The sequence below is a fragment of the Sphingomonas olei genome (genome assembly GCF_045369765.1).
Lineage (GTDB): Bacteria > Pseudomonadota > Alphaproteobacteria > Sphingomonadales > Sphingomonadaceae > Sphingomonas > Sphingomonas panaciterrae.
The window spans coordinates 1-24,978 of sequence record NZ_JBIQEU010000018.1 but is presented as its reverse complement, the minus strand read 5'-3'; the positions used below and the strand labels follow the sequence as shown (position 1 = coordinate 24,978).

Annotated in this window: 31 protein-coding genes; 2 read left to right on the top strand and 29 right to left on the bottom strand. The window is 66.2% G+C overall.

Annotated features, from left to right (window positions below):
* Positions 1-2: 2 nt before the first annotated feature.
* From ACH0BU_RS15055 to ACH0BU_RS14985, 15 genes are all read right to left on the bottom strand, one after another.
* The gene (locus tag ACH0BU_RS15055) at positions 3-719 is read right to left on the bottom strand and encodes a hypothetical protein (RefSeq protein ID WP_037447337.1); all 717 of its coding nucleotides are present in this window, start codon (positions 717-719) and stop codon (positions 3-5) included.
* A 44-nt stretch (positions 720-763) separates the two neighbouring features.
* Positions 764-1,273: a hypothetical protein gene (locus ACH0BU_RS15050; RefSeq protein ID WP_010409093.1), complete on the bottom strand. Its 510-nt coding sequence runs from the start codon at positions 1,271-1,273 to the stop codon at positions 764-766.
* Between the two features lie 64 nt (positions 1,274-1,337).
* Entirely contained in the window at positions 1,338-1,652 is a 315-nt protein-coding gene (locus ACH0BU_RS15045; RefSeq protein ID WP_010409090.1) for a hypothetical protein, read from the bottom strand.
* 16 nt (positions 1,653-1,668) lie between these two features.
* Positions 1,669-1,962, bottom strand: a complete 294-nt coding sequence (locus tag ACH0BU_RS15040) for a hypothetical protein (RefSeq protein ID WP_024310661.1) — start codon at positions 1,960-1,962, stop codon at positions 1,669-1,671.
* 77 nt (positions 1,963-2,039) lie between these two features.
* Positions 2,040-2,846 carry a Mom family adenine methylcarbamoylation protein gene (locus ACH0BU_RS15035; RefSeq protein WP_037447341.1) on the bottom strand — a complete coding sequence of 269 codons (807 nt, stop codon included), beginning with the start codon at positions 2,844-2,846 and terminating at the stop codon, positions 2,040-2,042.
* 11 nt (positions 2,847-2,857) lie between these two features.
* The gene (locus ACH0BU_RS15030) at positions 2,858-3,862 is read right to left on the bottom strand and encodes a deazapurine DNA modification protein DpdA family protein (protein WP_024310660.1); all 1,005 of its coding nucleotides are present in this window, start codon (positions 3,860-3,862) and stop codon (positions 2,858-2,860) included.
* 50 nt (positions 3,863-3,912) lie between these two features.
* Positions 3,913-4,272: a DUF3768 domain-containing protein gene (locus tag ACH0BU_RS15025; RefSeq protein WP_024310659.1), complete on the bottom strand. Its 360-nt coding sequence runs from the start codon at positions 4,270-4,272 to the stop codon at positions 3,913-3,915.
* A 43-nt stretch (positions 4,273-4,315) separates the two neighbouring features.
* Positions 4,316-5,281 carry a hypothetical protein gene (locus tag ACH0BU_RS15020; protein WP_051749606.1) on the bottom strand — a complete coding sequence of 322 codons (966 nt, stop codon included), beginning with the start codon at positions 5,279-5,281 and terminating at the stop codon, positions 4,316-4,318.
* Complete coding sequence (locus ACH0BU_RS15015; RefSeq protein WP_024310657.1) at positions 5,278-5,472, bottom strand: hypothetical protein; 195 nt, start codon at positions 5,470-5,472, stop codon at positions 5,278-5,280. Before ACH0BU_RS15015 ends, ACH0BU_RS15020 begins: the two co-directional genes overlap by 4 nt.
* A 1-nt stretch (position 5,473) precedes the next feature.
* The gene (locus tag ACH0BU_RS15010) at positions 5,474-7,171 is read right to left on the bottom strand and encodes an ATP-binding protein (RefSeq protein WP_037447345.1); all 1,698 of its coding nucleotides are present in this window, start codon (positions 7,169-7,171) and stop codon (positions 5,474-5,476) included.
* A gap of 93 nt (positions 7,172-7,264) precedes the next feature.
* On the bottom strand, positions 7,265-7,450 hold the full coding sequence (locus tag ACH0BU_RS15005; protein WP_024310655.1) for a hypothetical protein: 186 nt from the start codon (positions 7,448-7,450) through the stop codon (positions 7,265-7,267).
* The gene (locus tag ACH0BU_RS15000; RefSeq protein WP_051749607.1) at positions 7,447-8,721 is read right to left on the bottom strand and encodes a hypothetical protein; all 1,275 of its coding nucleotides are present in this window, start codon (positions 8,719-8,721) and stop codon (positions 7,447-7,449) included. The genes ACH0BU_RS15005 and ACH0BU_RS15000 overlap by 4 nt, the downstream gene beginning before the upstream one ends.
* Positions 8,718-9,923: a helicase HerA domain-containing protein gene (locus tag ACH0BU_RS14995; protein ID WP_010408937.1), complete on the bottom strand. Its 1,206-nt coding sequence runs from the start codon at positions 9,921-9,923 to the stop codon at positions 8,718-8,720. The genes ACH0BU_RS15000 and ACH0BU_RS14995 overlap by 4 nt, the downstream gene beginning before the upstream one ends.
* A 16-nt stretch (positions 9,924-9,939) precedes the next feature.
* A complete protein-coding gene (locus ACH0BU_RS14990; RefSeq protein ID WP_010408935.1) occupies positions 9,940-10,494 on the bottom strand; it encodes a hypothetical protein in 555 nt (184 codons plus the stop codon).
* An 11-nt stretch (positions 10,495-10,505) separates the two neighbouring features.
* Positions 10,506-11,174 carry a DUF7007 domain-containing protein gene (locus ACH0BU_RS14985; RefSeq protein WP_010408933.1) on the bottom strand — a complete coding sequence of 223 codons (669 nt, stop codon included), beginning with the start codon at positions 11,172-11,174 and terminating at the stop codon, positions 10,506-10,508.
* Positions 11,175-11,345: 171 nt separating this feature from the next.
* On the opposite strand from ACH0BU_RS14985, the gene ACH0BU_RS14980 reads away from it, so the two are divergent.
* Positions 11,346-11,528, top strand: coding sequence for a CsbD family protein (locus tag ACH0BU_RS14980; RefSeq protein WP_010408931.1), 183 nt, complete (start codon positions 11,346-11,348; stop codon positions 11,526-11,528).
* Here ACH0BU_RS14980 and ACH0BU_RS14975 read toward each other — a convergent pair.
* Positions 11,480-11,935 (bottom strand): hypothetical protein, encoded by a 456-nt coding sequence (locus tag ACH0BU_RS14975; protein ID WP_126059502.1) that lies wholly within the window; start codon positions 11,933-11,935, stop codon positions 11,480-11,482. The genes ACH0BU_RS14980 and ACH0BU_RS14975 overlap by 49 nt on opposite strands.
* A 43-nt stretch (positions 11,936-11,978) precedes the next feature.
* On the bottom strand, positions 11,979-13,286 hold the full coding sequence (locus ACH0BU_RS14970; protein WP_037447350.1) for a DUF8535 domain-containing protein: 1,308 nt from the start codon (positions 13,284-13,286) through the stop codon (positions 11,979-11,981).
* A 75-nt stretch (positions 13,287-13,361) separates the two neighbouring features.
* Between ACH0BU_RS14970 and ACH0BU_RS14965 the strand changes: the two genes are divergently transcribed.
* Complete coding sequence (locus ACH0BU_RS14965; RefSeq protein WP_016510268.1) at positions 13,362-13,886, top strand: hypothetical protein; 525 nt, start codon at positions 13,362-13,364, stop codon at positions 13,884-13,886.
* A 63-nt stretch (positions 13,887-13,949) separates the two neighbouring features.
* On the opposite strand, the gene ACH0BU_RS14960 is transcribed toward ACH0BU_RS14965, so the two are convergent.
* The 12 genes from ACH0BU_RS14960 to ACH0BU_RS14905 form a co-directional block, all read right to left on the bottom strand.
* The gene (locus tag ACH0BU_RS14960; protein WP_037447358.1) at positions 13,950-14,468 is read right to left on the bottom strand and encodes a thermonuclease family protein; all 519 of its coding nucleotides are present in this window, start codon (positions 14,466-14,468) and stop codon (positions 13,950-13,952) included.
* The gene (locus tag ACH0BU_RS14955; protein ID WP_081873262.1) at positions 14,465-14,710 is read right to left on the bottom strand and encodes a hypothetical protein; all 246 of its coding nucleotides are present in this window, start codon (positions 14,708-14,710) and stop codon (positions 14,465-14,467) included. The genes ACH0BU_RS14960 and ACH0BU_RS14955 overlap by 4 nt, the downstream gene beginning before the upstream one ends.
* Positions 14,707-15,084, bottom strand: coding sequence for a DUF6927 domain-containing protein (locus ACH0BU_RS14950; RefSeq protein ID WP_500264262.1), 378 nt, complete (start codon positions 15,082-15,084; stop codon positions 14,707-14,709). The genes ACH0BU_RS14955 and ACH0BU_RS14950 overlap by 4 nt, the downstream gene beginning before the upstream one ends.
* A gap of 42 nt (positions 15,085-15,126) precedes the next feature.
* Positions 15,127-17,004 carry a reverse transcriptase domain-containing protein gene (locus ACH0BU_RS14945; RefSeq protein WP_198356472.1) on the bottom strand — a complete coding sequence of 626 codons (1,878 nt, stop codon included), beginning with the start codon at positions 17,002-17,004 and terminating at the stop codon, positions 15,127-15,129.
* Between the two features lie 586 nt (positions 17,005-17,590).
* The gene (locus ACH0BU_RS14940; protein ID WP_500264261.1) at positions 17,591-17,881 is read right to left on the bottom strand and encodes a hypothetical protein; all 291 of its coding nucleotides are present in this window, start codon (positions 17,879-17,881) and stop codon (positions 17,591-17,593) included.
* A gap of 37 nt (positions 17,882-17,918) precedes the next feature.
* Positions 17,919-18,563 carry a hypothetical protein gene (locus ACH0BU_RS14935; RefSeq protein WP_037447363.1) on the bottom strand — a complete coding sequence of 215 codons (645 nt, stop codon included), beginning with the start codon at positions 18,561-18,563 and terminating at the stop codon, positions 17,919-17,921.
* A gap of 76 nt (positions 18,564-18,639) precedes the next feature.
* Entirely contained in the window at positions 18,640-19,125 is a 486-nt protein-coding gene (locus ACH0BU_RS14930) for a hypothetical protein (RefSeq protein ID WP_037447366.1), read from the bottom strand.
* 34 nt (positions 19,126-19,159) lie between these two features.
* Positions 19,160-19,357: a hypothetical protein gene (locus ACH0BU_RS14925; protein ID WP_037447380.1), complete on the bottom strand. Its 198-nt coding sequence runs from the start codon at positions 19,355-19,357 to the stop codon at positions 19,160-19,162.
* Positions 19,354-19,842, bottom strand: a complete 489-nt coding sequence (locus ACH0BU_RS14920; protein WP_037447383.1) for a hypothetical protein — start codon at positions 19,840-19,842, stop codon at positions 19,354-19,356. Before ACH0BU_RS14920 ends, ACH0BU_RS14925 begins: the two co-directional genes overlap by 4 nt.
* 15 nt (positions 19,843-19,857) lie before the next feature.
* Positions 19,858-20,796: an ArdC family protein gene (locus ACH0BU_RS14915; protein WP_037447385.1), complete on the bottom strand. Its 939-nt coding sequence runs from the start codon at positions 20,794-20,796 to the stop codon at positions 19,858-19,860.
* Between the two features lie 125 nt (positions 20,797-20,921).
* Complete coding sequence (locus tag ACH0BU_RS14910) at positions 20,922-22,970, bottom strand: ParB/RepB/Spo0J family partition protein (RefSeq protein WP_037447387.1); 2,049 nt, start codon at positions 22,968-22,970, stop codon at positions 20,922-20,924.
* Between the two features lie 164 nt (positions 22,971-23,134).
* On the bottom strand, positions 23,135-24,898 hold the full coding sequence (locus ACH0BU_RS14905) for a strawberry notch C-terminal domain-containing protein (RefSeq protein ID WP_010408893.1): 1,764 nt from the start codon (positions 24,896-24,898) through the stop codon (positions 23,135-23,137).
* Positions 24,899-24,978: the final 80 nt, after the last annotated feature.

Sequence of the window (24,978 nt, the reverse complement as noted above, 5' to 3'; positions counted from 1 at the left end):
GTTCAGGCCGCGAGCGGCGCTGGCAGCGCCAGCCACTCGGGTTCGTCGTTGGCGATGACCGGATCGTGTGCGCGGGCCTCGGCTTTCGAGAACACGGTCGCGCTGGCGAGTGCCCCGAAGCCGTCGTCGTTGTTCCAGAAGACGGCGTGGCCGTTCTGGTCGCGCGAGGCGAGCACGAAACCGAAGCGACCCTCGTGACCATGGGTGTCGGGATCGGCTGCGGCGCTGCGCGCGGCGCGATCGAGGATGTCCTGGGTGCTGTGGAACGTCAGCCCCGCGTCGGTAATGATGACGCAGCCGCCTCCGAACTCGCCGGGGCGCAGCCGGTCGCAGTCGGAGATCCATGCGAACCCGCAGGGGAGCGCGGACTTGCAAGCGCGGAAGATGAGCTGGGCGACCTGTTCGACGCCGAATTGATCGCCGCTGAAGAATACGCGCGCGTTCCCGTCTTCGCCTTTCCAGTCGATGTCGATCGCGCAGTCGAGATAAGGGAAATGCCAATCGTCGAATATCTCGAGGAAGCTTTCGAACTTCATCGGCCCCTTCGCCGGGAACACGGCGTGGAACGCGGGATCGAGCGCGTCATATTCGTGGGCGAGGTCGGCATCGTCGCCGTTGGTGTCGAGGATATCGACTGCCTGTTCGGCAATGGTCAGCAACGCCGCGTCGGCGTGGCTCATGGTCAGCGTGAACGCGGCCTTGGTGTAGGTGTTCGCCATGGGAATGCTCCGAAATGATGGGAAATCGCTCTGTGCGGTCGCGCTCAGGCGTCCGCGGCCTCGGCGAGACGCGCGTTGGCGGCCGCGGCCTCGGCGGGGTAAGCCTGCGTGAGATTGCCGTGCAGGACCGCGAAATCCGGGATCGGGAAAAGACCGTTCGGCCCGGGCCGGGTAATCAGCAGCGCGCTGATGACGGCATCGGCCGGATCGGCATGGACGATGGTGGGCGTCTCGCCGTTATACTCGACCGGCGCGGTGAAGCCCGCCTCGCGCCAGGTGGCGAGTCCCTCCTCGACGCGTGTCGCATAGTCGGCGACGGCCTCGTCGAGCTCGTTCTCGATATGGAGGACGAGTTCGACATAGCGACCGAAATCGTGTCGGTTGGACAGGCCGGCGAGGCGGCATCCCGGGGGCGGCGGGCCGTAGCGTGCGATCAGCGCGGACTTGTAGACCGCGATTTCGAGGCGGTTGAGGCTGTCGAAGTTGGGCGACTGGCCGAGTTGCGCGCAATCCTCCTCGGCGGGACCGGCACCGAGATCGATGAAATAAGGCATGGGGCTCTCCGTCGATCGTCATTGATCGACGCGCCCCATCCCCCTCCCCTTTCTTGTCGGGTACTCAGTCGCCGAAGAAGCGGCGCTTGATGGCGATCTGCGCCTCGCCATCGGACTGGCCGAGGGTCATCAGCCGGTCGGTCTCGAGCGTGATCGCGAGATCGGCGGGAAGATCGGCCCAGCGTGAGGCGATGGTGACCGCGGCGGCCGCTGTGGTCAGCTCGCCGGGGTGCGCGCCATGCCATGCGACGGTTTCGTCCTCACCCGTGAGATGCGGGTGCGGGCGCAGCACCTGGACGAAGAAGGTGCCAAGCGGGCGGTCCCACCCGATGCTGACGCTGGTGCCGGGTTCGATACCGGGAAACTGGTGGCGGCTCATGGCGATCCTTTCAGGGTCAGTGCAGCGAGATCCACTCGGCGTGCCAGGGGCGCGGGTGCGGGTAGAAGCGAAGAACGCCTGGAACATCGGTTTCGCCGCTGGCGAGGCGTTCTTCCAGCCAGAGGATGTAGAGCGCGGCGTCGGCGAGATCGCCGGCGAGCAGATCGTCGAGCATCGCGGCCTCGCGCGCGGTCTGTTCGTCGAGCGCGGACCAGTCCAGCGCATCGAGGAAACGGTCGCGTCGATCGGTGTAGCGCGCGATGCGGGCAGCGTCGGCCTGGACGCTGGCGATGGCGAGATGGATATCCACGGGCGGTGCTCCTTCCGGCATGTCGGTGACATGCCGCCCGCTCCCGCTCCCCTTCCCTCGCGCCGCTGGCGCGGGGATCATGCCGCGAGGATTTCGCGGATCGCGTCGCTCCGGCGCGGATAGGCAAGCCGGGGCAGATCGCGCGCGGTGCGCCGGGCGTCGCGCGTCAGCTCGAAGCAATAGGTGAACAGCGGGCTTTGCCGGTGCGGGCGGAGCAGATTGTCGGCACGGAGCCGCGCGAGCCAGTCGGCGGGGTGTTCGTGCGCCTCCGGCCTCGGCGCACCGAGCCGCACCAGCTGGTCGATCGCCCCGGCATGGCCGGATTCGAGGTTGCGGATCTTCGACAGCGTTCTCTCCGAGATCATCTCGCCGGCGATGCGCAGCACCGTCCGCGGCCTCGTGCGGCCGCGATAGGCGCCCGACAGCGCGGCATAGACGACGCCGCAATGGCCGAAGGCGGGATCGGAGAAGCTGACGACAGCGTCGATCCGGGGCTTGGCGAGGCGCAGGAGGCGGAAGGCGCGCGACGTGAAGAAGCTTTCGCCGTTCGCGGCGACCGAGGGCAGGCAGATGAGCCGTTGCAGTACGCAGCCCCGAGCGGGATCGGCATAGCCGGTGTGCCGGGTGATGACCGCGCCGGTCGCCGGCACGCCGAACACGATGAGACCGACCAACGCGGATCTGCCCGGGTCGCCCGGACCGAACAGCCCGCAGGCGAGCTGGGCGGCGGGATAGCGCGGGAGGTAATGATGGTCGGCGAGGAATGCGCGGGCAGTATCATGGGCGACGACATCGACGGCGTAGCGGCGCGGGTCGATCACGCTGTCGCCGGCAACGAACAAGCTGCGCCGGTCGCGCCAGCGCTGGGAGCGGTCGGTGAGCATGGTTACCTCCGTCAGGCCGCGTCGGCGTAGATCTCGGCCGCCCAGGTCTCGATCCATCCGGTGGTGATCTCATCGTGATCGAGGTCGCCGCTCTCGATCAGGGCGCGGATCTCGGCGCGAGCCTGCGCGATCGCGCGTTCCCAGGGGTCGGCGGTTGGTGGCGGTGGAGTAGACGCCGCGGCCTCGGGCAGGTGTCGCGGTGTTTCGAGCGTTCGCGCGCATTGCGTGCGATACCAGCGTTCCATGAAGTCGGCGCCGAGCGCGTCGGTCTTGGCGATGCGATGCCTGAGCGCGTGCTGTCGCACGCCTACGCCCCATCCCTGGCTGTCTATCGAGGCGATCCAGCGTGCGAACGGCGTGAGGTACGGCAGGGCATCGCCTTTCACCCCGAAGAGGTGCGCCTTGACGCCGATCGGCAGGATGCGGGTCAGCCGCTCGACGACGGCGATCAGCCCTTCGGGACCGTGGATCGGTCGCCGGCACATGCTGCCGATGCCGACGACGGTGCCGGGCAGGATCAGACCGCCGATCGCGTCGAGTGAACGGACGTAGTCGTCGGGCACGCGGCCCTGCAGCACGGGCATCAGCCGGTCGCGGATGGCCAAGTCGTCGGCGCGGGCAAAGCATTCTCGGTTGGTGGCGGTGGTGCGCGCGATGCGGTCGAGCACTTCCTCGCGGTCGTGGGCAACGCCCTCTTCGCAGCAGTAATCGACCGACGAGATGCGTCGGAACGGCCATGACGCGGCGAGCGCCATGTAATCGGCGATGCTCCAGGGAAGCCCGCCATAGCGGACCATCATGGTGTAACCGGCGGAATCGAGGTCGACGCTGGCGAGCGGTCGCGCGTTGGCGAGCGTTCCGGTGCGCCATCCCGACCACTCGCGCCAGCCATCGGCCTTGCGCCAGCGCGACAGACAATTGGCCGAGATCAGCACCGGTGCTTGCAGCGCGACCGCGCGCTGAAGGATAGGCCCGTTTGCGAGATGCGGCAGGCCGAGGATGATCTCGATCGTCATCGTCTAGCGGCCAGCTAGCTGATAGCTGTCGGCCATTCCGACAATACGCATCACAGATCCTCGCGCAGCATGAGCGTGAGAACACGGCGCGTGATGCTGGCGTCGGCGGGGTCTTCCGATCCCCATTCCAGCGCCACGTCATAATAATCGATACGGAAGTGTATCGTCTCGCCTGACAGCTCGAACTGGCCGCGATCGCGCTCGGGACAGTCGGCGGGGAAAGTGTAGCGGCGCAGCGCCTGCAGGACATGCGCCTGGGCGACGGCTTCCGAGGCGAGCGAGCCGTTCGACAGCGCGCCGAGGCACGCGCGGGTCATAACGATCTTCGCGGTGCGGTCGAACCCCTGGCGGCAACGGTCGTTGAGCCTGGCCACGGCTTCGAGGCGCGTTTCGGTGGCGGTCAAAATCATGTGACGATCCTCCGTTGGGTCGATAGCGATGGTGGCGGGGACTTCAGGCGGCGAGCGCGTCGCTTTGTCCCCGGCCTCGTTCGGGAAAGGCCGCATGGAAGCGGTCGAGCCAGTCGCCCATCGTCGGGCGCTCGCCGAGCGGGATGACCGCCGCGACGTCCTGGAACCGTATGAGGTCGAGTGGCGCATCGCGGATGATGCGGTCGATCTCGTCGGCCGGCAGGAGGTGTTCGTCGCGGATGAAGGCGGTCATCGATCCGGGGCGCGCGCGGGTCGATCTGCGCCACAGGCCCTCGACCGTGTGCAGCCGCGGGGCTGCGCGTGCCTCGACCAGCACGATGAGCCGCAGGCACCATTGCGGGAGGCCGCGGATTTCGTCCGGATGATTGGCGATGCACAGCCAGCACGCCGATTTGGGGGGCACCGGCAGACCCTCGGCCTGGATGCGGGCGACGCAGTCGGGCCGGTCCCATCGCCATTCGCGCAAGGGATATTGGCAGTCGTACAGCGGATCGTCGATCGACAGCGCATGGTTGGCGCGCGCGGTGTCGCGCGGACCGGCGTCATAGCCGATCAGGCGGACGACGCGCTGCCCGCGCGCCCATGCGTCGACCGCTGGTTGCCAGGTCGACAGGAATTTGTCCTGCGGCGCCTTCTTGTATTTGAGGCTGCAACTCGACCCGCCGAGCGACTTGCTCGGCAGCGTGGCGTTGGTCAGGCACATCTCGAGGATGCCGTAATAGGGCGGCCAGTGCTTGAATCGCCTCGGGACATAGCTGACCAGCTCGAACCGGATGCCGCGATCGCGCATCCAGGGCCGGATCACGTCGAGATATTCGTAAGTGGCCGGTTTCTCGACCGAGGTATCGGCGGTGAGCACCAGGTCGGGCGCTTCGCCGCGCGCGTGCTTTTCGATCAGCAGCGCGGTGCTGTCGACGCCGATGCCGTAGGCCAGCACCACTGGTGGTGGCGGCGGCAGGGGCGCGACCGGAACTGCCGCGCCGGTCATGGTGCATCCTCCGGTTCGAGATAGGTGTCGTAGGGCGCACCGGCAGACTCGACCCAGCTACCTTCCTCGTCGAGGTTCTCGATCCGTGCGAGCAGCGCCTCCTTCAGCTGGCGCGCGTCGACGTCGTGGCCCTTGTCGTCGTTCGAGACGAGGCTGAAGGCGATCGTATAGGCGTGGTTGTAGCGTGCCATGTCACGCGCCCTCCGCTGCGGCCTCGGGCGCGGCAGGCACCGCGCGGGCCGTTATCGTCACGTCGAGCCTGTCGCGATCGATGACGACGGTGACCGTCCGGTCCTCGGGGACGAGGAAATAATGCCCCGCCAGCTTGTCGCGAATGCGGTTCTCAAGCGCGGCATCGTCGCCTTCGAGCAGGCCGATGATTCGTTCGGCGGCATCGGCCTGGAAGCGCTCGAGCTGCGTATCGTAGCTGTCGGCATCGCTGTCGTCGCTGGCATAGAAGATCGCGCTTTCGAGGATGTCGGCGACGCCGAGCGCGGTGATTTCGCTGCCCCGGCGGACGAAGACGGACGTCTCGTCGACCGAGTTGCACGACCATTGGTCGGGTGCGAAGGCGACATCCGCGTCGGTCGATACCTCGATGAATGCGCCGGCGTGGCTCATCGTCGCCTCGAGCGTGATAGCCTCGACCCAACCGTTTTCCGCCTCGGCGGGCGCTTCGCGGCTGTCGGAGACGATGAAGGTGCGGTCGCCCTGGGTGACGCGGAACCGCATATCCTCGACACGGGCGAGGATATCGTACCAGCCATAGCCCTTGAACGCGTCCTGGGCCTCGACCAGCGGACCACCGAACGGATTATGCTTCGCGATCGCCGCCTGCGCGGGTTGGCCGATCAGCGCATCGAAGTCGGGCATCAGCACCATGCCGGTGTCGGTCACGCGTGCGCCGCTCTCGTAGTTGCGCGAGCTGTCGGCCGCATAGGCGGTCCATGCGAACAGATAGGGCTCGGCTTCGGGTAGTGCGATACCGAGCGAGCGCGCCTCGCGCCAGTCATGCGCCGACAGCCGGTGCGTCCCCGCGGCCTCGATCGCGCGGTAGATCGCGAGCCGGACCGCATCGCGCAGGGCGGCGATGCCGGTGTTCTCGACCACTTCCTTGCGCGCCGGGAGGACGAGCTGGATTTGCGGCGCGTCGAAGATGTCGACCCGCGCGATCCAGTGGCCGCCCCGGTCGACTTCCTGAACATACGGCAGGTCGCACGGGATGGTCAGCCCGTGGAAGTTGAGGCGTCCGTCGCGCGAGGAATAATGCGAGGGGTGTTTCTGGAACACGCCGATGCGCACGCCGTACCATTCCTCGACATGGACCGCGTCCTTCAGCCAGTCCTCCTGCGGAAGGACCGCGCCGTTCCAGGTCACGGGAACCGGATAATGTTTGGCGGCGCGGGCCACGTCGCGCTCGAGCGTCTTCAGCCACTCGTCGGGCACGCGCACGGTGATCGCGGTGCCGCGCATGATCGGATCGGGTTCGATCGCGATCGGGCGGCTCGTCTCCCACGCCGAGGCCGGGATATGCGCCATCCAGCCCTGGCGGTCGGGTTTCGAGAAGGAGCGGATGATGACGTCGCGGCCTGCGAGGCTGAACACGCCCATGCCGGCGGGATCTTCGGCGCGGCGCGTCTCGTCGGACCAGCCCGAGCGGCCGAGCGTGACGATGCTCACCGGATCGGCGATGCCGTGGCCGTCATCGGTGATGTGCAGGAAGTGCTCGGCGCCGGCGCCGTTCAGCGCGAGCGCGACGCCGGTCGCACCGGCGCGGCGCGCGTTCTGGAGGAGTTCGCAGATGACGTCGAACGCGGTATTGTTGAACAGGCGCGTGACCTTGGCGATCGTCTCGGGGGCGACCGCGGTCGCGATGGTGGCGGGAATCATGGGAGTGCGCTCCTGGAAAAGGGCTCAGGCGTCCGTCACGCCTTCCCTCCCCGCTCCCTCTCTCCTTCATCGGCGCATCGGGCCGAGCCCTGGTCAGCCTGCCTTGCCGTCGCGGAACGCGCCGACCACGGTGCCCGCGTCCCAGTGACCGCTGAGGATACCGCGACGCGGGACCGAGTTGATCGCATAGCGCCGCGCCGCGAGGAGGCGGGCACGCCGGGTGTCGCGGTCGATCGGCGCGCCGGTTGCGATATCGCGGGCGAGGCGAAGCGGCGTCATGGCTTTTCCTCATCGATTGTGCCGGGGATGGCAACATGGTCGGTGACGCCCGTTCCCGAAGGATCGAGCGCGATAATTTCGGCGAGCGTCCAGGGGGTTGCGCGGCGCGGGCGACGCGAGAAGCGAAGCCCGTGCTTTTCGGCATATTTGTGGACCGCTGGATATTTGCGGTCGATCGCTGCCGCAAAATCAGGCAGCGCGACGCCGAAGTCATGCGCGATGCGTAGCGCCCGGATTTCCTCGTCGGTCCATTTCCGGTGATAGCCGTGGATCAGGCCCAGGATGTTCGCGCGCGTGAACAGCGAGGCCTTGGTGCGGCCCATTTTCGTCGCCAGGGCGTCCATCGGCATCGTGCCGTAAAGGTCGCGCAGCATGGCCAGATCGTTGTCGCTCCACACCGGGCCGCCCCGGAACCCGTCACGGTTAGCATGGGTGCCGCGCAGCCCGAGATAGTCAGCGCGCCAGCGGATCGAGCACGTCGTGCGACCTAGCCGGGTCGTGAGCGGGGTCAGGCTTGCCCCGTTGGCATAGGCGCGGGTGAGCAACGTGTCCTCGTCGGGCGTCCAGTTGCGTCCCCAGCCCCGGCCATAGCCGAGCTTGCGCAGGTGCGGCCCGAAGCCAGCCTTGGTTCGACGGGGAAAGCCCTCTGTGGCGAGTATGTCGATGATCGCGAGATAGCGAAGCCCCTCGCTGGCGAGCGTCAGCGCCCGCGTCGCCTCGGCCTCGGTCCAGTCAGCCGGCTTGTTCGGGTGGCGCAGGCCGAGTGTGTTGGCGCGGGTCGCCGTGCCCGACAGCGGGCGACCGATCAGCGTGGCGATCTGTGCGATCGGGATCGCTCGCGAGTAGCCGGCGCGCAGCTGGGCATCCTCCCATTCGGTCCATCTTGGAGGATTTCCTTCGGTCAGCCCGAGCACGCCCGCGCGGGCATAGACGCTGGTGCAGGCGCGGCCGAGATCTCCAGCGAGATCGGCCGTGGGGCGAAGGCCATATTCGCGCGTGAGCCATGCGTCTTCGTCGGGCGACCATGGACGCGACGAATTGCGGCGCAGGCCCAGTTTGGCGATCTTGTCGCGCACGCCGGCACGGCCGCGGCCGATCGCGGCGACGATGTCGTCGATCGCGGCGTCATCGCGGAACATGCGTTCGACTGTGGCGATCTCGTCGGGAGTCCAGGCATCGTGCCGGAACGGCATCTCGCGCAGGCGCCCGCACGGCTCGGGCAGCTTCGGACACGCGACCAGCTCGACGATATCGGGCGCGAGGTCGGTCACAGCGACACCACGGCGACGTCGCTCAGCCGCGCGCGCAGCCGTGCATGCAGGCGGGCGATGCGGTCGTCGCCCTTGGGCATGGTGTCGACCGCGGCGATCGCCGACAGGAGGTTGAGCGCGCGGTCGGTGCGCTCGGCGTCGAGCGACAGGTGCCGTGCGAGGTCGCGCGCGGTGCTGGCGTTGGGGGAGATGCGCTTCAGCGCGTCCATGATCGCGGCCGCGTCGGTCGCAGCGGGATCGAGCAGGAACGCGTCGAGCGCGCGCGTGCCCTTGAGGGCGATGGCGGGGCCGTGGTCCGCGACCTCGGCCAGGCCCGCGAGATCGAGCAGCTTCGCCGCCTCGTCGGCATCGACGGACGCGGCGGCACGCAGTTCCGGGGTCTTGCCGAGATGTTCGGTGATGGTGGGATCGATATGCGCCAGCACCGGGGTTGCCGACAGCGCCGGACCCATCGCGAAGAAATCGCCGGGGGCGAGGTTGCGCAGCAGGTCGGCGTCACGCGCGGGAAAGCCGAGCAGGTCGGCCGCGCGCGCGATGTCGCGGTCGAAGACGTTGAGCCCGACCAGCACGTTCTGCAGCTCGGACACGACCGAGGTGGAGAGCTTCGCGAGGCGCTGGGTGGCGATGACGGGGGCGAGACCGCGCTTGCGGCCGCGCGCGCACAGGTCGGTCAGGGTGGCGACGCCGAGCCGGCGGGCATCGGCATCGAGCGCGGAACCGGCGACATGCGGTGCGAGCAGATGGCCCTCGTCGATGCACACCAGCATGGTATGCGCCCAGTCCTCGCGCGGTGCGCCGACCAGGCCGGCAAAGAACGCGGCTGCCTTGATGATCCGCTGGTCGGGATCGAGGTCGGTGAGGTCGATGTGCATCGACAGCCGATGTCGCCGGCTGCGCGTCGCCGCGGCCGTCAGCCCGTCGGCGGTGAGTTCGACCGCGCGGATCGTGGTCGCGCCGATATGGCGGGCGAGGTTCTCGAATTCCCCCTCGGGGTCGACGATCGCAAGCGTCGTATAGTCGAACGCCTCCTCGATGATCCGGCGCAAGGTCCTGCTCTTGCCCGCCCCGGAGCTGCCCTGGATGAGCAGGCGTCCGGCAAGCAGGCGATCGAGGTCGAGGCTGAGCGTGCCGGTCGAATGATGGCCGAGCGGTACGCGATTGTCCGCGGCCTCGGGCGCGCGAATCGGGGTGACACAGGTCATGGCGTGGTCCTCCGGGTCAGGCGGCGTCGGCATCAGGGGGCGCCGGATCGTTGGCTGGGATGGCGGGAGCGTCGGGATCGGGAGCGGGCGCACCATCGAGCGTCCGCCATTCGAGCATGTCGTCGCTTTCGCGCTCGCAGTCCTGGCAGGTGGTGGAATCGTAGGTGCTGAGCAGCACCCAGGCCTGTTCGGGCTCATCCCAGGCCGCGACGGCGTCCTTGGTGACGTTGTCGCTGCCGCAGTCGTCGCACACCGGCTTGACCCGGGAGGCGGCAGGCGAGCACAAGCGATCCCCGGTGCAGATCGACCAGTCACCGTAGAATTTGCCGTCGTAGGGCAAGCAGTCGCCGGCGAGCTGAATGGCGTGTTCGCCGTAGCCGTCGTGGAAATGAATTTCCGTATCCGGGAAGAACTTTTCCAGGATCGCCTCCGCGCCGCGGATCTTCACCTCGCTGCCGTAGGTGGTATGGACATAGTCGAGCGGGCCGATCGCGGGGCCTTCGCAGCCCCAGCTTTCGACGTCCTCGTCGGGCGTGGCGCGGCCGTGGAACAGATAGAGATAGACACTCATGGCGTGTCCTTTCAGCTGGTTGGGAGGAGATGCGCGAGCGCGCTCGCGTCGACCTGCTTGGAGATCGGAGCGGTGCTCTCGACGCGGACCGCGCCGAGACTCTGGAACGTCTCCGGCATCTGGCGGCGTTCGTAGCGATCCTTGTCGACGAGACCGTGGATCGGCTCGCCTTCGTGGCGCGCGAAGCCGAGCGCATCGACGCTGACGACACGGCGGAAGACGCAGCCGACCTTGCCCTCGGGCACCCAGTCCGCCCAGGAACCTGAGGCCGAGACGCTTTCATACTGGCCGATGACCGCCTGATAGGCGGCGCGGCGGCGAACGACATGGCTGTCGTGGATCGACACCTCCTCGCCGGTCAGCGCGGTCCAGCGATCGGGATGCCAGCAGCGGACCGAGCGGCGCGCATTCTCGACCTGCAGGGCGATGCCGGGAATGGGCAGGCGGCGAAACTCGCTGCCAAAGCCGTACAGCACCAGCGCATAATCGACGTCTTCCTCATAGAAGGGATCGTCGCGGCGCAGCGCGTCGGGCATCGCGGCCTGGCGTTCGTCCGACAGGACATAGCCGCCATGACTGGGCGTCCACACGCGCCAGATACCGGGGAGCACCTGGTCGGCGCGATCGGGCGCGTCCCAGGGGGTCGTGTCGGGCTGGGGGCTGGGCTGGAACGGGGTCATCTGTCGTCTCCCTCAATGGAATCGACAGATCCCCTCCCTCTCTCCTTCATCCGGTCGCCCGGATTGCCGGCGGCGGGCAGGACCGATCATGGTGCAGCCGTGGGGGGCAGCGCGGAACGCGGCACGCGCAAATTGTTATCTATCCCGACAATTCACGACAGGAGATCAATCATGGGCGAAGCGACTGACAAGCTGAAGGCGGCGGGTAACAAGCTGGCCGGCAACGTCAAGGAAGGCATCGGCAAGGCGACCGACAATGCGAGCCTCGAAGCCGAGGGCAAGGCCCAGAAGCTGAAGGGGTCCGCTCAGGACGTGAAGGGTTCGGTCAAGGGCACGCTCGGCGACGACATCTGACGCTCGACCTTCGATGACCCGATCGGGCCGCTTCGGGAAACCGGGGCGGCCTTTTCCTTGCGCGGCGGGAATGCGGGATTTCGAGCGCCACCTTTGAAGATCGGCTTGAGACTGCGGGGGCGATCGGCGAGCCGCGCCGCGACCACGGTCATCCAGATCGCATCGCACCCCGTCGACGGCCTCGCGCCCCGTGCCTGATTGCAGCGCAGATGCTTCAGCAGGCCGTTCGACAGTAATCGTCGTCCACCCGCGCTGCGCAGCGTGACATGGTCGAATGTCGGGTAATCGGGATGATAGCGGACGAGGTGCCGGGGACTCGGCAGGGGCATTCCGCATCCGGCGCATAGCGACGACTGCGCCCAGCGCAGGATCCGCCGCTGGTTTCTGGCCTGGGTGGTCGATGCCATGACGCGAGGATGATGGCCCTCGATTAAATTCCTGTGAACGACGTCATCCGATGTGCAGCTGGTCGAGCACGGCGGCCTCGAGCCTGTCACCTTCGAGATCCTCGGCATGGATCGTCACGACGGGGGCGATCTCGCGCAGCTTTTCGACCTGACGCAGTTTCAACCCGAGCGTGTCGGCGTCATCGCCGGTGACGACTTCGAGTGCCGCCTCGATCACCTCGCCGGTGGTGAAGTCGCGCAGGTCGAGAAGAAGGTCTGGACGCATCTCCCCGATCAACGTCGCGATATCGAACAGGAGCCGTTTGAAGCCGACGCCGATGCCGCGCCGGCGAAGCCGGTACTGGAGATCGAGCAGGCCGACGATCGTCTTGCGCTCGGCGAGATTGTGGATCGCGACAAAGTTGGCGGGGCGCGCGATCGGCTGCGCATAGGCGCGCAGGCAGGCATAGCCCTCACGCGGGTTGTGCTCGCCGACGACGGCCAGGACCAGATAGGGTGGCCCGATGTGGCGCTGGTGGACGCCGATGTGGCGGATGCGGTTCTTGACGATCAACTCGCGCCCTTCGGCAAGCGTGATGGTCGAGCCGGAGACGTCGATCGCATAGAGCAGGAGGAAGGCCTGCGGGGCGTGCTCGGTCGGCCATTTCTTCGCCGCTTCGCGCAGTTTCGCGAATACGATGCCGCGTTCGTAGGGGTCGATATGGGTGTAGAGATGGCGCGCGAGCGGGATGCCCGGTGCGATCTGGACCCGCTCGGCCGCGGCGCGCATCGCCGCGAACTCGCTCGCCATCGATGTCGTGCGCGGCTCGCCGACCTCGAGTGGTTCGACGACGTTGACCTGCGCCATTTCCATCAACTGCCACAGCAGGCGCGCGAGGCGCGGGATCGCGACGCCGCGGGTGCGATCGTCGGGTTCGCTGTCATCAGGGAGCTGCGCCAGCTTCTCGGGGGCGAGCCGGTGCGCCGAGAACAGCCCGTCGGGCTCGTGGATCGTGCGCGGGGTGGTGGTCGCCTTCTCGCGGATGCGGGGCGGCGCCTGCTCCCGGAAGAACGGGCAGTCGACGTCATGTTCGGGGCGACGCTGGCGGATGCTGGTGAGCCGGCGCAGGTAATAGGTTTCGGCTTCGGAGAGATAGGCCGGCGAGAGTAGCGGCGGGTCCGTCCCCTCCCCCAGGCAGTCGCAGGCTATCCACTGGTGATGATCGCGTGCCTTGACCACCATGATGACCGAGGCGCGGTGATCGCTGTCCTCGCCTTCGCCTGTGTACCAGCGCACCAGCGCCTCGCGCACCACGTCGGGTACGGGCGAGCGCAGGGTAAGACCCCGGGTATCGCGTGGGACGAGCCACATGGTGGTGAAGCTACTCCATAATGCTTGCCTTGTCGCCTTTGTTCACGTTACGTTCAATGAACAAAGGAGCTGGCCATGAAGCGTTCGGAATTTATCGGAGAGTTCGACCTCGATGCGGTGCTCACCGAATTGTCGGTCGATCTGGATATTCGCGTTACCCGGCGCATGCTCGCGGGGGCGTGCATCGGCAGCAATCCGGAGGATGCGTATCTCTCGGCGCGCGAGTTGCGGGAATCGCTCGAATGGATCCACGAGGGCGAGAACGAGGGCAAGGTCAAGCTGACCACGATCCTCAGCACCGCGTGCGACGATTTCCAGCGGTGCCTCTATTATTGCGTCGCCGGCAAGGGCGTCGTGACCATGCTCGACGATCTCGTCTGGCTGGAGAAGCTGCTGGAGGCGCGCGGTCGCATCGCCGGGCACATCTATCGCAACAAGCTGCCGGTGAAGCCGCTGGTCAATCCGTATGTCGCGGCCGAGCCGGATGGTCCGTTGGGCCGCTTCGACCCCGCGTTCGCGATCGGCGCGTCCTGGTCGCATGACCCGGGACCCGATTACGATTCCGACGATCGTGGCCCCGGTCCGAAGCTCAAGGGCTGACGACAAAAAGAAAAGGCGGTTCGGCAAGGGAGCATGCCGGACCGCCTCTTCCAGGGGGGGATATCAGTAACGCGCCTCGCACGCGAGCCGTTCCCCGCGCCGCCAGCGCGCCGGATCGATGAATTCTCCCGCATAGGCGCCGCGGCCCGCTGATCGCGCCTGTTCGGCCGCAGCGACATAGCGCGCGGCGCGCTGCGGATCGCCGCGCAGATATTGCGTCGCCGGCACCGCCAGACCCTGCAGGATCAGTTGCTCGCCCAGGTCGTAGCCGTCGACCGTGACGATGGCGATCGGACGGCCGTAGCTGCTCGCGCCGGTCATGCGGATCGTGGCGACACTGCTCTTGAGGATACGCGAGGCGGAATCCTGCGCGAACTTGCCGCACGGATAGCAGGCACCGTCCTTCGAGCACATCTGCTTGCGCTCGAAGGCGTCGGCCCCCGACAGGCGGAAATCGACCGAGACCGTGTCGCCGTCGATCGCCCGCCCCTCGCCGGTGATCGTCGCCCCGTCGCGGCCTTGGGGTTCCCCTGCCCCGCAGGCGGCGAGCGCGGCGATGCCGAGGAGCAGGGCGCCCCTCATGCGTAGCGCAATTCGACTTCGACGTTCGGTCCGTCGACGATGATCGGCAGAACGCGGAAGGGTTGCAGCGGATCGCCGGTGCGCACGATCGAGACCTGGCGTGCGCCGGCATCGAACATCCGCATGGCGACGCGCTGGGCATGGGCGCGGCTGCAGAGCTGCGACCGCTTGGGGCTGGGCGTGACGGGGGGATACGGGGCGGACATGGCGATGATCCTGACGTGGGGGATGTCGGCGATCAACCGAACACCGTCTTGTGGACGCGGGTTTCGGGCTTGGGCGGCACGAGCGTCCACGCCCATTTGCGAAGGTTGCCGATCCGATATTTCGGGTAGCCGTTGCCGGGGATCGCGAGCGAGATCTTGCGGCCGCGCTTGTGGACGATGAACTCGTCGCCCTCATAGCCGTCGACGAAGGTGACCTTGCTCGGCAAGCGGATGTGCATGCCGTGTTCGAGCGGGCGTACCGGCGTCGCGAGCCGCTCGAGGCAGCGTCGGCGCCAGTTCAGGGCACCGGGATCGTCGGTGTCGCCGAGCAGCGACAGGATGCGCTCGGGGCATTCGGCCTCGCATGGCCCGGCGTGTTCGGTCAGTCGGGTAGGGTTGGTGCTGCTCAAAGAGTCAGCCCTGACCCCCCCGCCGAACCGTACGTGCAGCTTTCACTGCATACGGCTCTCCGCTGCGATAATACCATTCATGTTCCGGGTATCGGACAAGCGTCCACGGTGTAGGTCAACATGACACAGGTCGCACAGGACTCTCGTCCTGCGTGACCGCGCAGCCTTCATCTCCGCAGCGAAACCACGTTGTGCAATATCGGCCAACCCTTCGACGTGATGAACCTGACACGGACGGTCCGTCCGCCCGCACGCCGAGCATTGCTTGGCGTTCTGACGATCGACCCAATCCGTCCGTGAATGGGAATAGATTTGAGTCCGCGGTGGGATATCCACCTTGGCCTTATCTACCCACCCACGGTCCAAATACATCAGCTTCCAGACCTTAACCGACCGAGGCTGGCCGTCGACCAAATAGTCGACGCGATATTCCTGCCCCGACCTCATACGGGCGGCAACAGCACGTACGCTACTCTTGTGCTTGCTGGCCATGGTTTTGAACATACTCCAGCGGTGGATGAACTCTAGCCTGTTGAGCTTTTGCTTCACGTCCCTCGCCAAGGCGTAATAATTCGCAAACCCCCGTAGTTCGGCATTATATGCAAGGACGATCTCGACATCGCTACAGCTAAGAAGGATGTTTCGATGCTTGGCCTTCAATACAGCCATGTCACCATACCCCTTCCTTGCGGCAAACCCGAAAACCTTCTCCCAAGGAACGCTGAGTTGCATCACCTCTGACGGAGGCCGACGGCTGAAGTGCTGCGAGCCGCGCTGGCTCCGCACTGTCCATTGACGTCCCGTATAGGTTCGCACCTCGTAACCGAGGAAGGCAGCTCCATCGCTCGCCTTTCGAATACCGCTTTTCTCCTCGGATACGCTCAGTGCCAACTCGGTGGTCAGGAACGACCCAACCTCCGCGAAGATACGTCGTGCATCGTCTTTGCTACCGATCACACCGATAAGGAAATCATCAGCATACCGGCAGTAGCGAAGTCGGCGATATCCGGCGTCCATGGCGTCTCGCGACGGCAAGGTACGCATCTGTTTCGACAAAGCTTTGATCTCGAAGATTAAGACCTCGATCGCTGCCAAGTCAGCGTTATCGCTGGCCTGTAGACGCTTGAGCCGCGCTCGCCTTTTAGCGATGCGTGCTGCCACTCTCCCGTACTCCGGGTTCGTGGCACGGACCTTTCCCTTCTCGAAGGCGGCTATCCGGCCTGCGATGAACTCATCGAGCTCATGCAGGTAGATGTTTGCCAAGATTGGAGACACGATCCCGCCCTGTGGAGTGCCGCTGTAGGTCGGATTATGCGTCCGCCCCTCCATGACGCCCGCCTTCAGCATGTCACCGATCAGGCCAACGAACTTTTCATCGTTGATCCGTTTCCGCAACAGCTTGAGCAGGACGTCATGGTCAATGTTCTCGAAGAACCCAGCGACATCCACGTCAACAAGCCATTTCACGCCCGTCCAGACGGCTTTAACGTGTTCAAGCGCCGTGTGACACGATCTCCTCGGCCGGAACCCATGCGAGGCGTTCGAGAACACCGGCTCATAGATCCTTTCGAGGAGTTGGCGCGCCACCTCCTGGACGAGGCGGTCGTCGCGCGTGGGTATCCCCAGCGGACGCCGCTTACCCTTGCTTTTCGGGATGAATACCCGACGCACTGGTTTCGGTTTGTAGGCTCCAGCCACCACACTGGCGATCAATGGGTCGAGGTCTTCCGGACCGAAGTCCGCGAAGGTCTCGCCATCGACACCCGGCGTCATCGCCCCCCGATTGGAGACGATCTTCTTGAGTCCTTGCTCCCAGAGAAGCCGAGACCCCATCAGACGATGAAGCCCATTTACTCGTTTGCCCGACGCTGCCAGCGTCGGAATGGCCTCCAACCGGGCCATCACAGTTTCAGGTAGCATCAGCACACCCCATGATTTCGGTTGAAGTATCGCAACTGCCGCCCTTCCCCCGGCGGTCTCCGCTTTCGGCCCGGTCGCCCGTTCCTTATGCGGATGCACCGTCTCCCCGACTGGAAAGCTGTCCCAGGCATTACCCCGGGCGTTTGAGTACTATGGCGGCTCCGTACCCATGCAGGTCGGCCGAAGCCGCCTGTTTAGGGCATCCCGTAGTTACACTGATCGGAGATACGACGCGGTTAGGTGTCCCGTTCATCCACTAAACCCCTCGACGAGAGGCGCGCCGGACGGGCTGAGGAGCAAAGAGCCAAGACATGAGACTCTTGCCATCGTCCGGGACTGGCGTGTCAGTCGCTTTCGCCAGCTTCCGCTATATAAAACGCTGCAGACTGGGATTTAAGCAGTGTAGCTTTCACCTTACGCGTCTTGCCCTGACCGGCATCGCTCCTTTACGACTGGAACGCATTCGGCCTTACTCCAAGCATGCTATTGTCCCCTGTCCGTTTCCGGATTTCAGGTCTTTCGAACCCAAGGTTAGCTTGGCGGGCAGAGGTTTCCTCAACTTACCTCATCATTACTGATACTCCTTTCAGCGCCACAACGGCGCACTATCCTTGTAGGCGAACACAAATCCGTCCTTGGCGCGCGGGTTCCAGCTGACCATGCACACGGCCGCGAAGGCGGGTTCGTCGTTGCCATCGGTGGACGGCACCACGGCTGCGTACCAGACCTTGTTGCGCAGGCACGAGGAGGCGATGACGCGCAGCGCCTTCCCCTTTCCGTCCGCGTCGCGGTTGTCGTAGGTGAATTGCGCGTCGAGATAGGCTTTGGGGCCTGTGTGCGGGAACATCGACGACAGCGGCATGCTGAGCCAGCCCATGATGGCGGTCCTTTCGCGGGTGTGGATGGGTGATCGATCAGCCGAACAGGCTGACCGGCTCGGCGACCGGCGCTGTGAGCCGCAATTCCTTGCGCAGCCGCACGGCGAACCGCTCGGGTGCGAGCAGGTCGCGGATCGAGGCGTAGCAGTCGCGCTCCCCGAGGTGGTCGTGACGGCCGCTGACGCGGCGGTAGATGACCTCGCGATCGGCCATGGTGCCGTGGAGCGATAGCTGCATCCACAGCTCCTCGCCGTGTAGGGTGATCTCGCCCGATCGCGACGCGTGGCTGCGGTTCGAGCGCAGGTCATAGTGCGCGGGGTCGAGTCCCAGCGTGTCGGCGAGCCGGCGCAGCGCCTTGCGTCCGTCGCTGTGGAAGCGATCCTTGGCGGCCGCGTCGTGCGCGACGCCCCGCACCGCGAGTGTCAGCAATGCCGGGTGCTGTCGCAACTCGGCGATGCGGTCCATGCAGCGCCGCTTGAGCAGCGCGTCCTCGGACTGCGGCGCGGTAACGCTCGCGAGGTGACGGGCGAGCAGGATGACCGCGGGATCGGTTTCGAAGGCGATCCCGGCGTTGCGGCAGTCATCGATCGCGCGGGTAATGGCGTGGAGGCTCGCTCCGATCGTGACCAGCGCGCTCGGGTCGAGCGCCTGCTGGTGGCGGAAGGCGACGTCGTATGGCATCGATGGGCTCCCTGAGCGCCCTATGCGCTCAGCCCATCCCGTCCCTCTTTCCTTCTTGCCTGGAGTACGGTCAGGATCAGTCCGTGTGCCCGCGATGCCGACCCAGGCCATCCCTGAGCATCGAAACGCAGGTGGCAACCAGCGTCACATTGAGCGCCATCGACACGATCACGGCGATGACGCCCATCGTACCCGACTGGATGCCGCAGAGATTGCGCACGTCCCAGAATTGCGGTTCAAGGCTGCGATTATAGGCCCACATCGCATATTGCATCCGTGGGCTCTCCAGCGTCGCGTGCGCGAAGACCGTCAGGGCGGCGCCGATGGCGAGCAGGGCGAAGCGCAGCCAGAACAGCGACGCTCGGCCGAGCAGCGCGAACAGCAGGACGGGATAGGCGATGAGGCTGAAGGTGAACGGTGTCACCATCGCGCGGAACGGCCATCCGCTGTGATCCACGCGCAGCACATGGTCGGCATGGTGAATGACGGCCAGCACGATCGCCAGAAGAAGGAGATTGCGTGTCGACCGCGAAAGGCCGGTTGTCGGGTCGAAGCTCCGCATCGCATCAGCGCCCTCGGGTGGTAATACGGTCTGGCTATAGCATAAGCCGTCCGGCATCGCCCGACCGACATGCGGCGTCGAACCCGCGTTGCCATGCTGCTTCGAGTCGGCTGCCGCGTCGATGGCAGCAGCCGGTATTGCCCATCACGAAGCACCGCCAGCCCGATTTCTCGGCCTCCCACAGTGGATCGAGCGGCGCCGGCGTCAGCAGCGCCATCAGATCGAGGATCATGCCATGTCCCCTTCGGACTGCGCGATCATCAGCGTGACCGCCTCGTCGATCGCGGAATCGTCCCCATTGACCATTCGGGCCGTCGGCGTGCGCCGCTGGACGTTGGCGAACACCGTTGGCGCTGCCCTGCCCTTCAGCGGATAGCAGAACACCTGGTCGCCCTCGATCGTCACCAGCTTCGTCCGGCATTGCCGGCGCAGCCGCTTCGCTTCCTCGATCCGGGTGATAAGCGCCGCCACCTCGAACTCGAGGCAGTGCGGCATGACGCTGTCGCCGAGCCGCGAGACGGGACGGTTGGCGGCGAGCCAGGCATCGACCGCCTGTTCGGTGACGCTGCCGACGGCATGGTAATCGTCCGCGGCGCCATGCCCGCGGTTCGACGCGAGGAAGGCGCGCTGCCCATCGATCCAGATCTCGGCCGAGTAGCAAGTCGTTTCCTCGGACAAAGCGTCGACCACCTTCAGCTTGCGCAACTCGATGTGCATGGTGAGATCTCCGGGTCATGCCGCGAGGGCTTCGGGTTGGTCGACCTCGGCCGCGCCACCCACGGCGGCGTTGTGGAGCCAGGTCACCGCCTGCTCGGCTTTCGCCGCGGCCTTGATGATCGCGCTCGAATCGCCCTTCAGGATTTTCAGCCAATGGTCGACGTAGCTGGCGTGATTGTCGTGCAGCTCGCCGGGCAGATTGAGGTCGGCGCACACCAGACACTGGCCGATGCAGGCGACCAGCTCCTCGAACGCATAGGCGTTGTCGCCGAACTTCTTGCCGAACTCGCGGTTGAGGCGCTGCGGCGCGCCCGAATAATGGACATATTCGTGCGCGAGCGTGCTGGCGTAATGATCGTCCGAGCGAAACGCGCCGCGCTGCGGTAGCTGGATATAGTCGCCGATCGGCGAATAGAATGCCTGATCGCCGCCATGCCGCACGGTCGCCGGCAGGCCTCCGAAGAAGGCATCGATCGCGGCGCGGTGCCGGCTCTCGATGCGCGGTTCGGGCGGTGCGGGCACCGGATAATAATACGCCGGGAGACCGTCGATCTGATCGACGTTGAACACCGTGTACGAGCGCAGGAACCGGATATTCTTCGTCGCCGCCTCGCCGGTGACGCGGTCCGCCTCGGTTTTCGAGAAGGTTGAATAATAGACGCTGTGCGCGCCATGCTCGCCGCGCCGTACCTGTCCGCCCAACTCGGTCGCCTGTCGGTAGGTCATCCAGTTGCGGCCAGAGAACCCCTGGGCGTCGCCGATCGCCCAGAGATAGAGCGCGTTGATGCCGGTGTAGGGCGTGCCGCAATGCCGCAGCGGTCGCCCCCCTGCCCCGGTCAGTCCCCAGGGGCGCGACCAGGGCAGGACGCCGGCTTCAAGCTTGGCGATTATGAGGTTGGTGATCTCGGCCGCGACATCGCGGCGTGGCGCAGTCGATTTGCGGTGAAAGGTCATGGGAAAGCTCCCTCGATGCGCGGGCCACGCGTGACGGTCCGCGGGTAAAAAGAAGGCGGCCGCCCCGGTGAGGGACAGCCGCCAAGGTGTGCCCGGGAGACGAACGGGCCGGGGGTATCGGGGGGCTATTCGGCCGCGATCAGCGCCTCGTCGCTGTCGATCCCGGCATCGTCGGCACCGAGATCATCGGTGTCGCCGTAGTCGTCGTCGTCGAAGCCCTCATCGCCGGGCTCGTCGTCGATTGCCTCGTCGGCACCGGCGACCGACACGAGATCGAACCGCATCGCGTCGGGCACCCAGGCCAGCGCCGCGTCCTTGGTCTCCGCCTCGGTGATCGCTTCGCCGGCGAACAGCTTCTCGCAGCTGGTCGAGATCTCGCCCTTCTTCGAGGCCATGTAGCGGGCCGCGAGCGGCGCGCCCCCGACGTTGGTGAGCAGCGCCAGCAGCGTACCCTTCGACACGCGGTCGAAGAAGTTCGCCGAGGTAGGGCGCCACCATTTGGCGGGTTCGATCTCGAGGATCGAGGCGAGCCGCGCATGGAGCGGGTTGGTGGTGACCGAGCTGTAATCGGGCTTGGCCTCGAGCGAGGTCGCCACCACGACCGCGAGCCAGGCCGCCTTGGCGTCGTCGCTGAGCGCGCGGAACGCCTCGAACCGCTCGACCGGGTTCGACCCTTCCGTCCACGACGTGTCGAGACCCTCGCGGGCTTCGGCGATCGCGACCTGCGCCTGCGTGGCGGGCTGATCCTTGGGCATCTGCGGGTCCTGCGGACGCCCTGCCCGAACCGTCGTCCCGTAGCGGCCGTAGCCGTGGCTGGGGTCGGCGAGGCAGAACAGCATATAGTCGAGCGCGAGCCCCGGATCGCCGAGGATCGAGGCGGCGAGGATGTCGCGGCGCTGGACCGCCAGTTCGTCATGGAGCCGCGCGCTGAGCGGCTTGCCGCCAGGAGCGACCGCCTCGGGCGGCAGGTCGGCGGTGCGACGCGACGACGGCGACGACGGCAGCGGCCGATCGTCCCCGGGCAGGCGGATCGGCGTTTCGCTGTAATAGGTCGTGTCGAGCGTCATCTTGCCGTCGCGGCCGAGCGTCAGGAAGACGCCGACCTGGCCCTTGACCTCGTCGGTCAGCTCGGGCGCCTTGTCGTGGATCGCCTGATATTCCTCGCGCAGCCGATCCGATTCCGCATCGAGCGCGGCATAGGTGTCGTCATCGATACCCTCGTCCTCCATATCGCTCTCGATGACCTGCACGCGCTCCTCGATCTTGTCGCAGCGCGTCTGTTCCTCGTCCGTCAGCGGCGCTGCCGGCAGCGTCACGCGGTGGAGGTCGGACGTGATGCCGTAGAGGCTGGTCGTGGCGACGGGGCGCACCCATGCGACGCCCAGTTCCTCGCCGAGCCGCTTGGCCTCGGCCTCCATCAGCGAGGCAGCGAGCGTCTGCGCGAGTTCCGGGTCGGTCCAGCGGTCACCGTCCTCGCTGAACAGTTCGCGCTCGATGCGGCCGCCCGCGGCGACATAGGCATCGGCACCGACCAGGATCGCGATCGGATCCGTCGCCTTCATCGTGTCGTTGGCGATCGCGCGACGGATCTGGTCGGCGTTGACGTAGGACGAGTGACCATACTGCTCGAACACGCGCTCCTGCTTGGCCTTGTCGGCCGTCGAGCCGTAGGCCTTGGCCATCTCGTAGGAGATCTTGCCCGCGGCCAGGGCTTCGAAGATCGGTTCGGCAAGATCGGCGAGGCGCAGCCGTCCCTCGATGAAGCGGCGGGTCTGGCCAAACCGTTTGGCGACCGCGTCGACGTCACCGTCGGTCTTGAGGAAGTGCTGGAACGCGACGCATTCCTCGGCGACGGTCATCTGCTCGCGCTGGAAATTCTCGGTCAGCGACACCTCGCGCAGGTCCGCCTCGTCGCCGGTGATGATCTTGACCGGCACGTCATAGTCGGCGGCAACGATCTCGCCGGCTTCGGCCAGCATCATCGCACCGAGATAGCGGCGATCGCCGGCGATTATCTCGAACATGCCCTTCGGGCGGGCGGCGGTCACCAGCAGGTTCTGCATGATGCCGCGAGCGCGGATGCTGGCGGCCATCGCCTCGATATTCTTGGGCGGGGTGGTGCGCACGTTCTTCTCGGAACGCTTCAGCTTCGCGAGTTTGACGGTCTGGGTCATCTATCGTCTCCATGAGCGGGAAAGTGTCCGGTGCACGGGTGTTTCCCCCGACCCGGACACCCTCCCCGCTCCTTCTCCCCTCTCGTTTCCCGCTTGGGCGGGAGGGCGACTGGGGCTCGCCGACAAGCGGCTACCTTGCTGCTAGCTGGCTGTTATCGTGCCGGTCAGGCCATCAGCTTTGCGAGAACCGCATCGGCCGTCTCGACGGGGATGAAGACGCGCGTCTTGTAGGCGATGATCTCTGTGAAGCAGCCGATCGACTTGAGCCACGCGAGCTGGTCGGCCGGTGCGCCGCTGATCTCGATGCGCGGCTTGGCGTTGACGCGTACGCGCTTCACCTCGCACACGAACGGTCGCCGGATCGTGACCGTCCCGCCCTCCATCGCGGCGCGCGCGACCTCGGCCGGGCTGAGCACGTCGTTGCTGTCGAGGCCCATCTTCGAGAACAGCGCCGGCACGTCGCCCGGGAACACCATGCGCCCGAGCCAGGAGCGACCCTCGGCATCGACCACGCGGTTGACCACGAGATGGTCGCTCGGCAGCGCCGACCAGATCGGCAGCAGAAGGCCGGTCGCGAGCCGGATCGTCTCGACGTCGAGCTTGCCGCGGATCTCGTCGACCTCGGCCGACCATTCCGCCTCGAACCGTGCGCGGCTGCATTCCTCCCAGGCCGTCTCGTAGAGATCGTCGAGTGCGAGATATTCGTGCCGGGTCGGACGCATCAGTTCGATGCGCGACACCGCCACCCCGTCCTCGGTCAGCCAGGAGCGCGCGTTGGTGCGCAGCGCGACCTTGCCCGACTTGCCGTTGCGCACGAACACGGCGGTCTGGTCGGTATCGGCGATGCGCAGCACGCGCTCGAGCGACATGGGGTTGCGGCGCCGGGTCACCTCGATCGTCAGCAGGTGCGAGGTCGCCTTGCTGACCGGGTCGGTGCGCAGGATCGTATCGTCGAGCACGGTCGCGGTCTCGACCGTCATCGTCTCGACGCCGACATCGAGTGTCCCCGCCTCGCGCGCGGCCGCGACCCGTGCCTCGACCAGCGCCAGGAATTCGTCAAAGATGCAGTTCTGGAGCCCGATCGGCAGCGCCAGCAACCGGTTGAGCCAGCGCTGGATGGGCGGGAGATCCTCCTTCAACACGCCGTCGGTATCGAGCAGTTCCAGGCCGGTGCGATGCTGGAAATCGGTGAGGTTGGTGCTGGTCAGCTTCCCCGCGACGAGCAGGTGATACCAGCTGATGAGCGCCGCCTTGGCGTAGTCGCTTTCGAGATTATCGGCCGGGTCGAACAGATTCTGCCCCCCGGTCTGGCGCTGGCCGCGCGTCAGAGCGCCGAGGCTGTCTAGACGCCGCGCGATGGTCGAGGTGAACCTGAGTTCGCCCTTGCAGTCGGTCGTGACGGGCCGGAACAGGGGCGAGCAGGCCTGATGCGTGCGGTGGGTACGTCCCAGGCCCTGGATCGCGCGATCGGCCCTCCAGCCCGGCTCCAGGAGCAGATGCGCGCGTTGCTGCTGGTTCTTCGCATCGAGGCTGGCATGATAAGACCGCCCGGTCCCGCCGGCGTCGGAGAAGACCAGGATGCGCTTGGTGCCTTCCATGAAGGCGGCGGAATCGGCCTGCGTGGCGCGGGCCGAGCGCGATTCGAGCTTCTGCCCTCCCCCGCTCACCGTGATGAGGCGCTTGGTGCGCCCCGTCACCTCGGCGACCATCTCGGTGCCGAACCGGGTGATGATGGCATCGAGCACGGCCGCGATCGGCGGCAGCGCGCAAAGCTGCTCGACCAGATTGTCGCGCTCGGCTTCGGCTTCGGGGTTGGTGACCGGGTGGCCGCTCTCGTCGAACAGCGGTCGCGAGCGCACCTCGCCGGTGTCATCGCGGAAGAAGGTCATCTGCTGGACCGGGAATGCCCGCGTCAGATAGTCGATCACGGCTTCTTTGCAGTCGCAGTTTATGTCGAGCGTGGCGGCGAGAGACGCAGGTTTCCTTCGGTTTTCCATGATTTCACTCC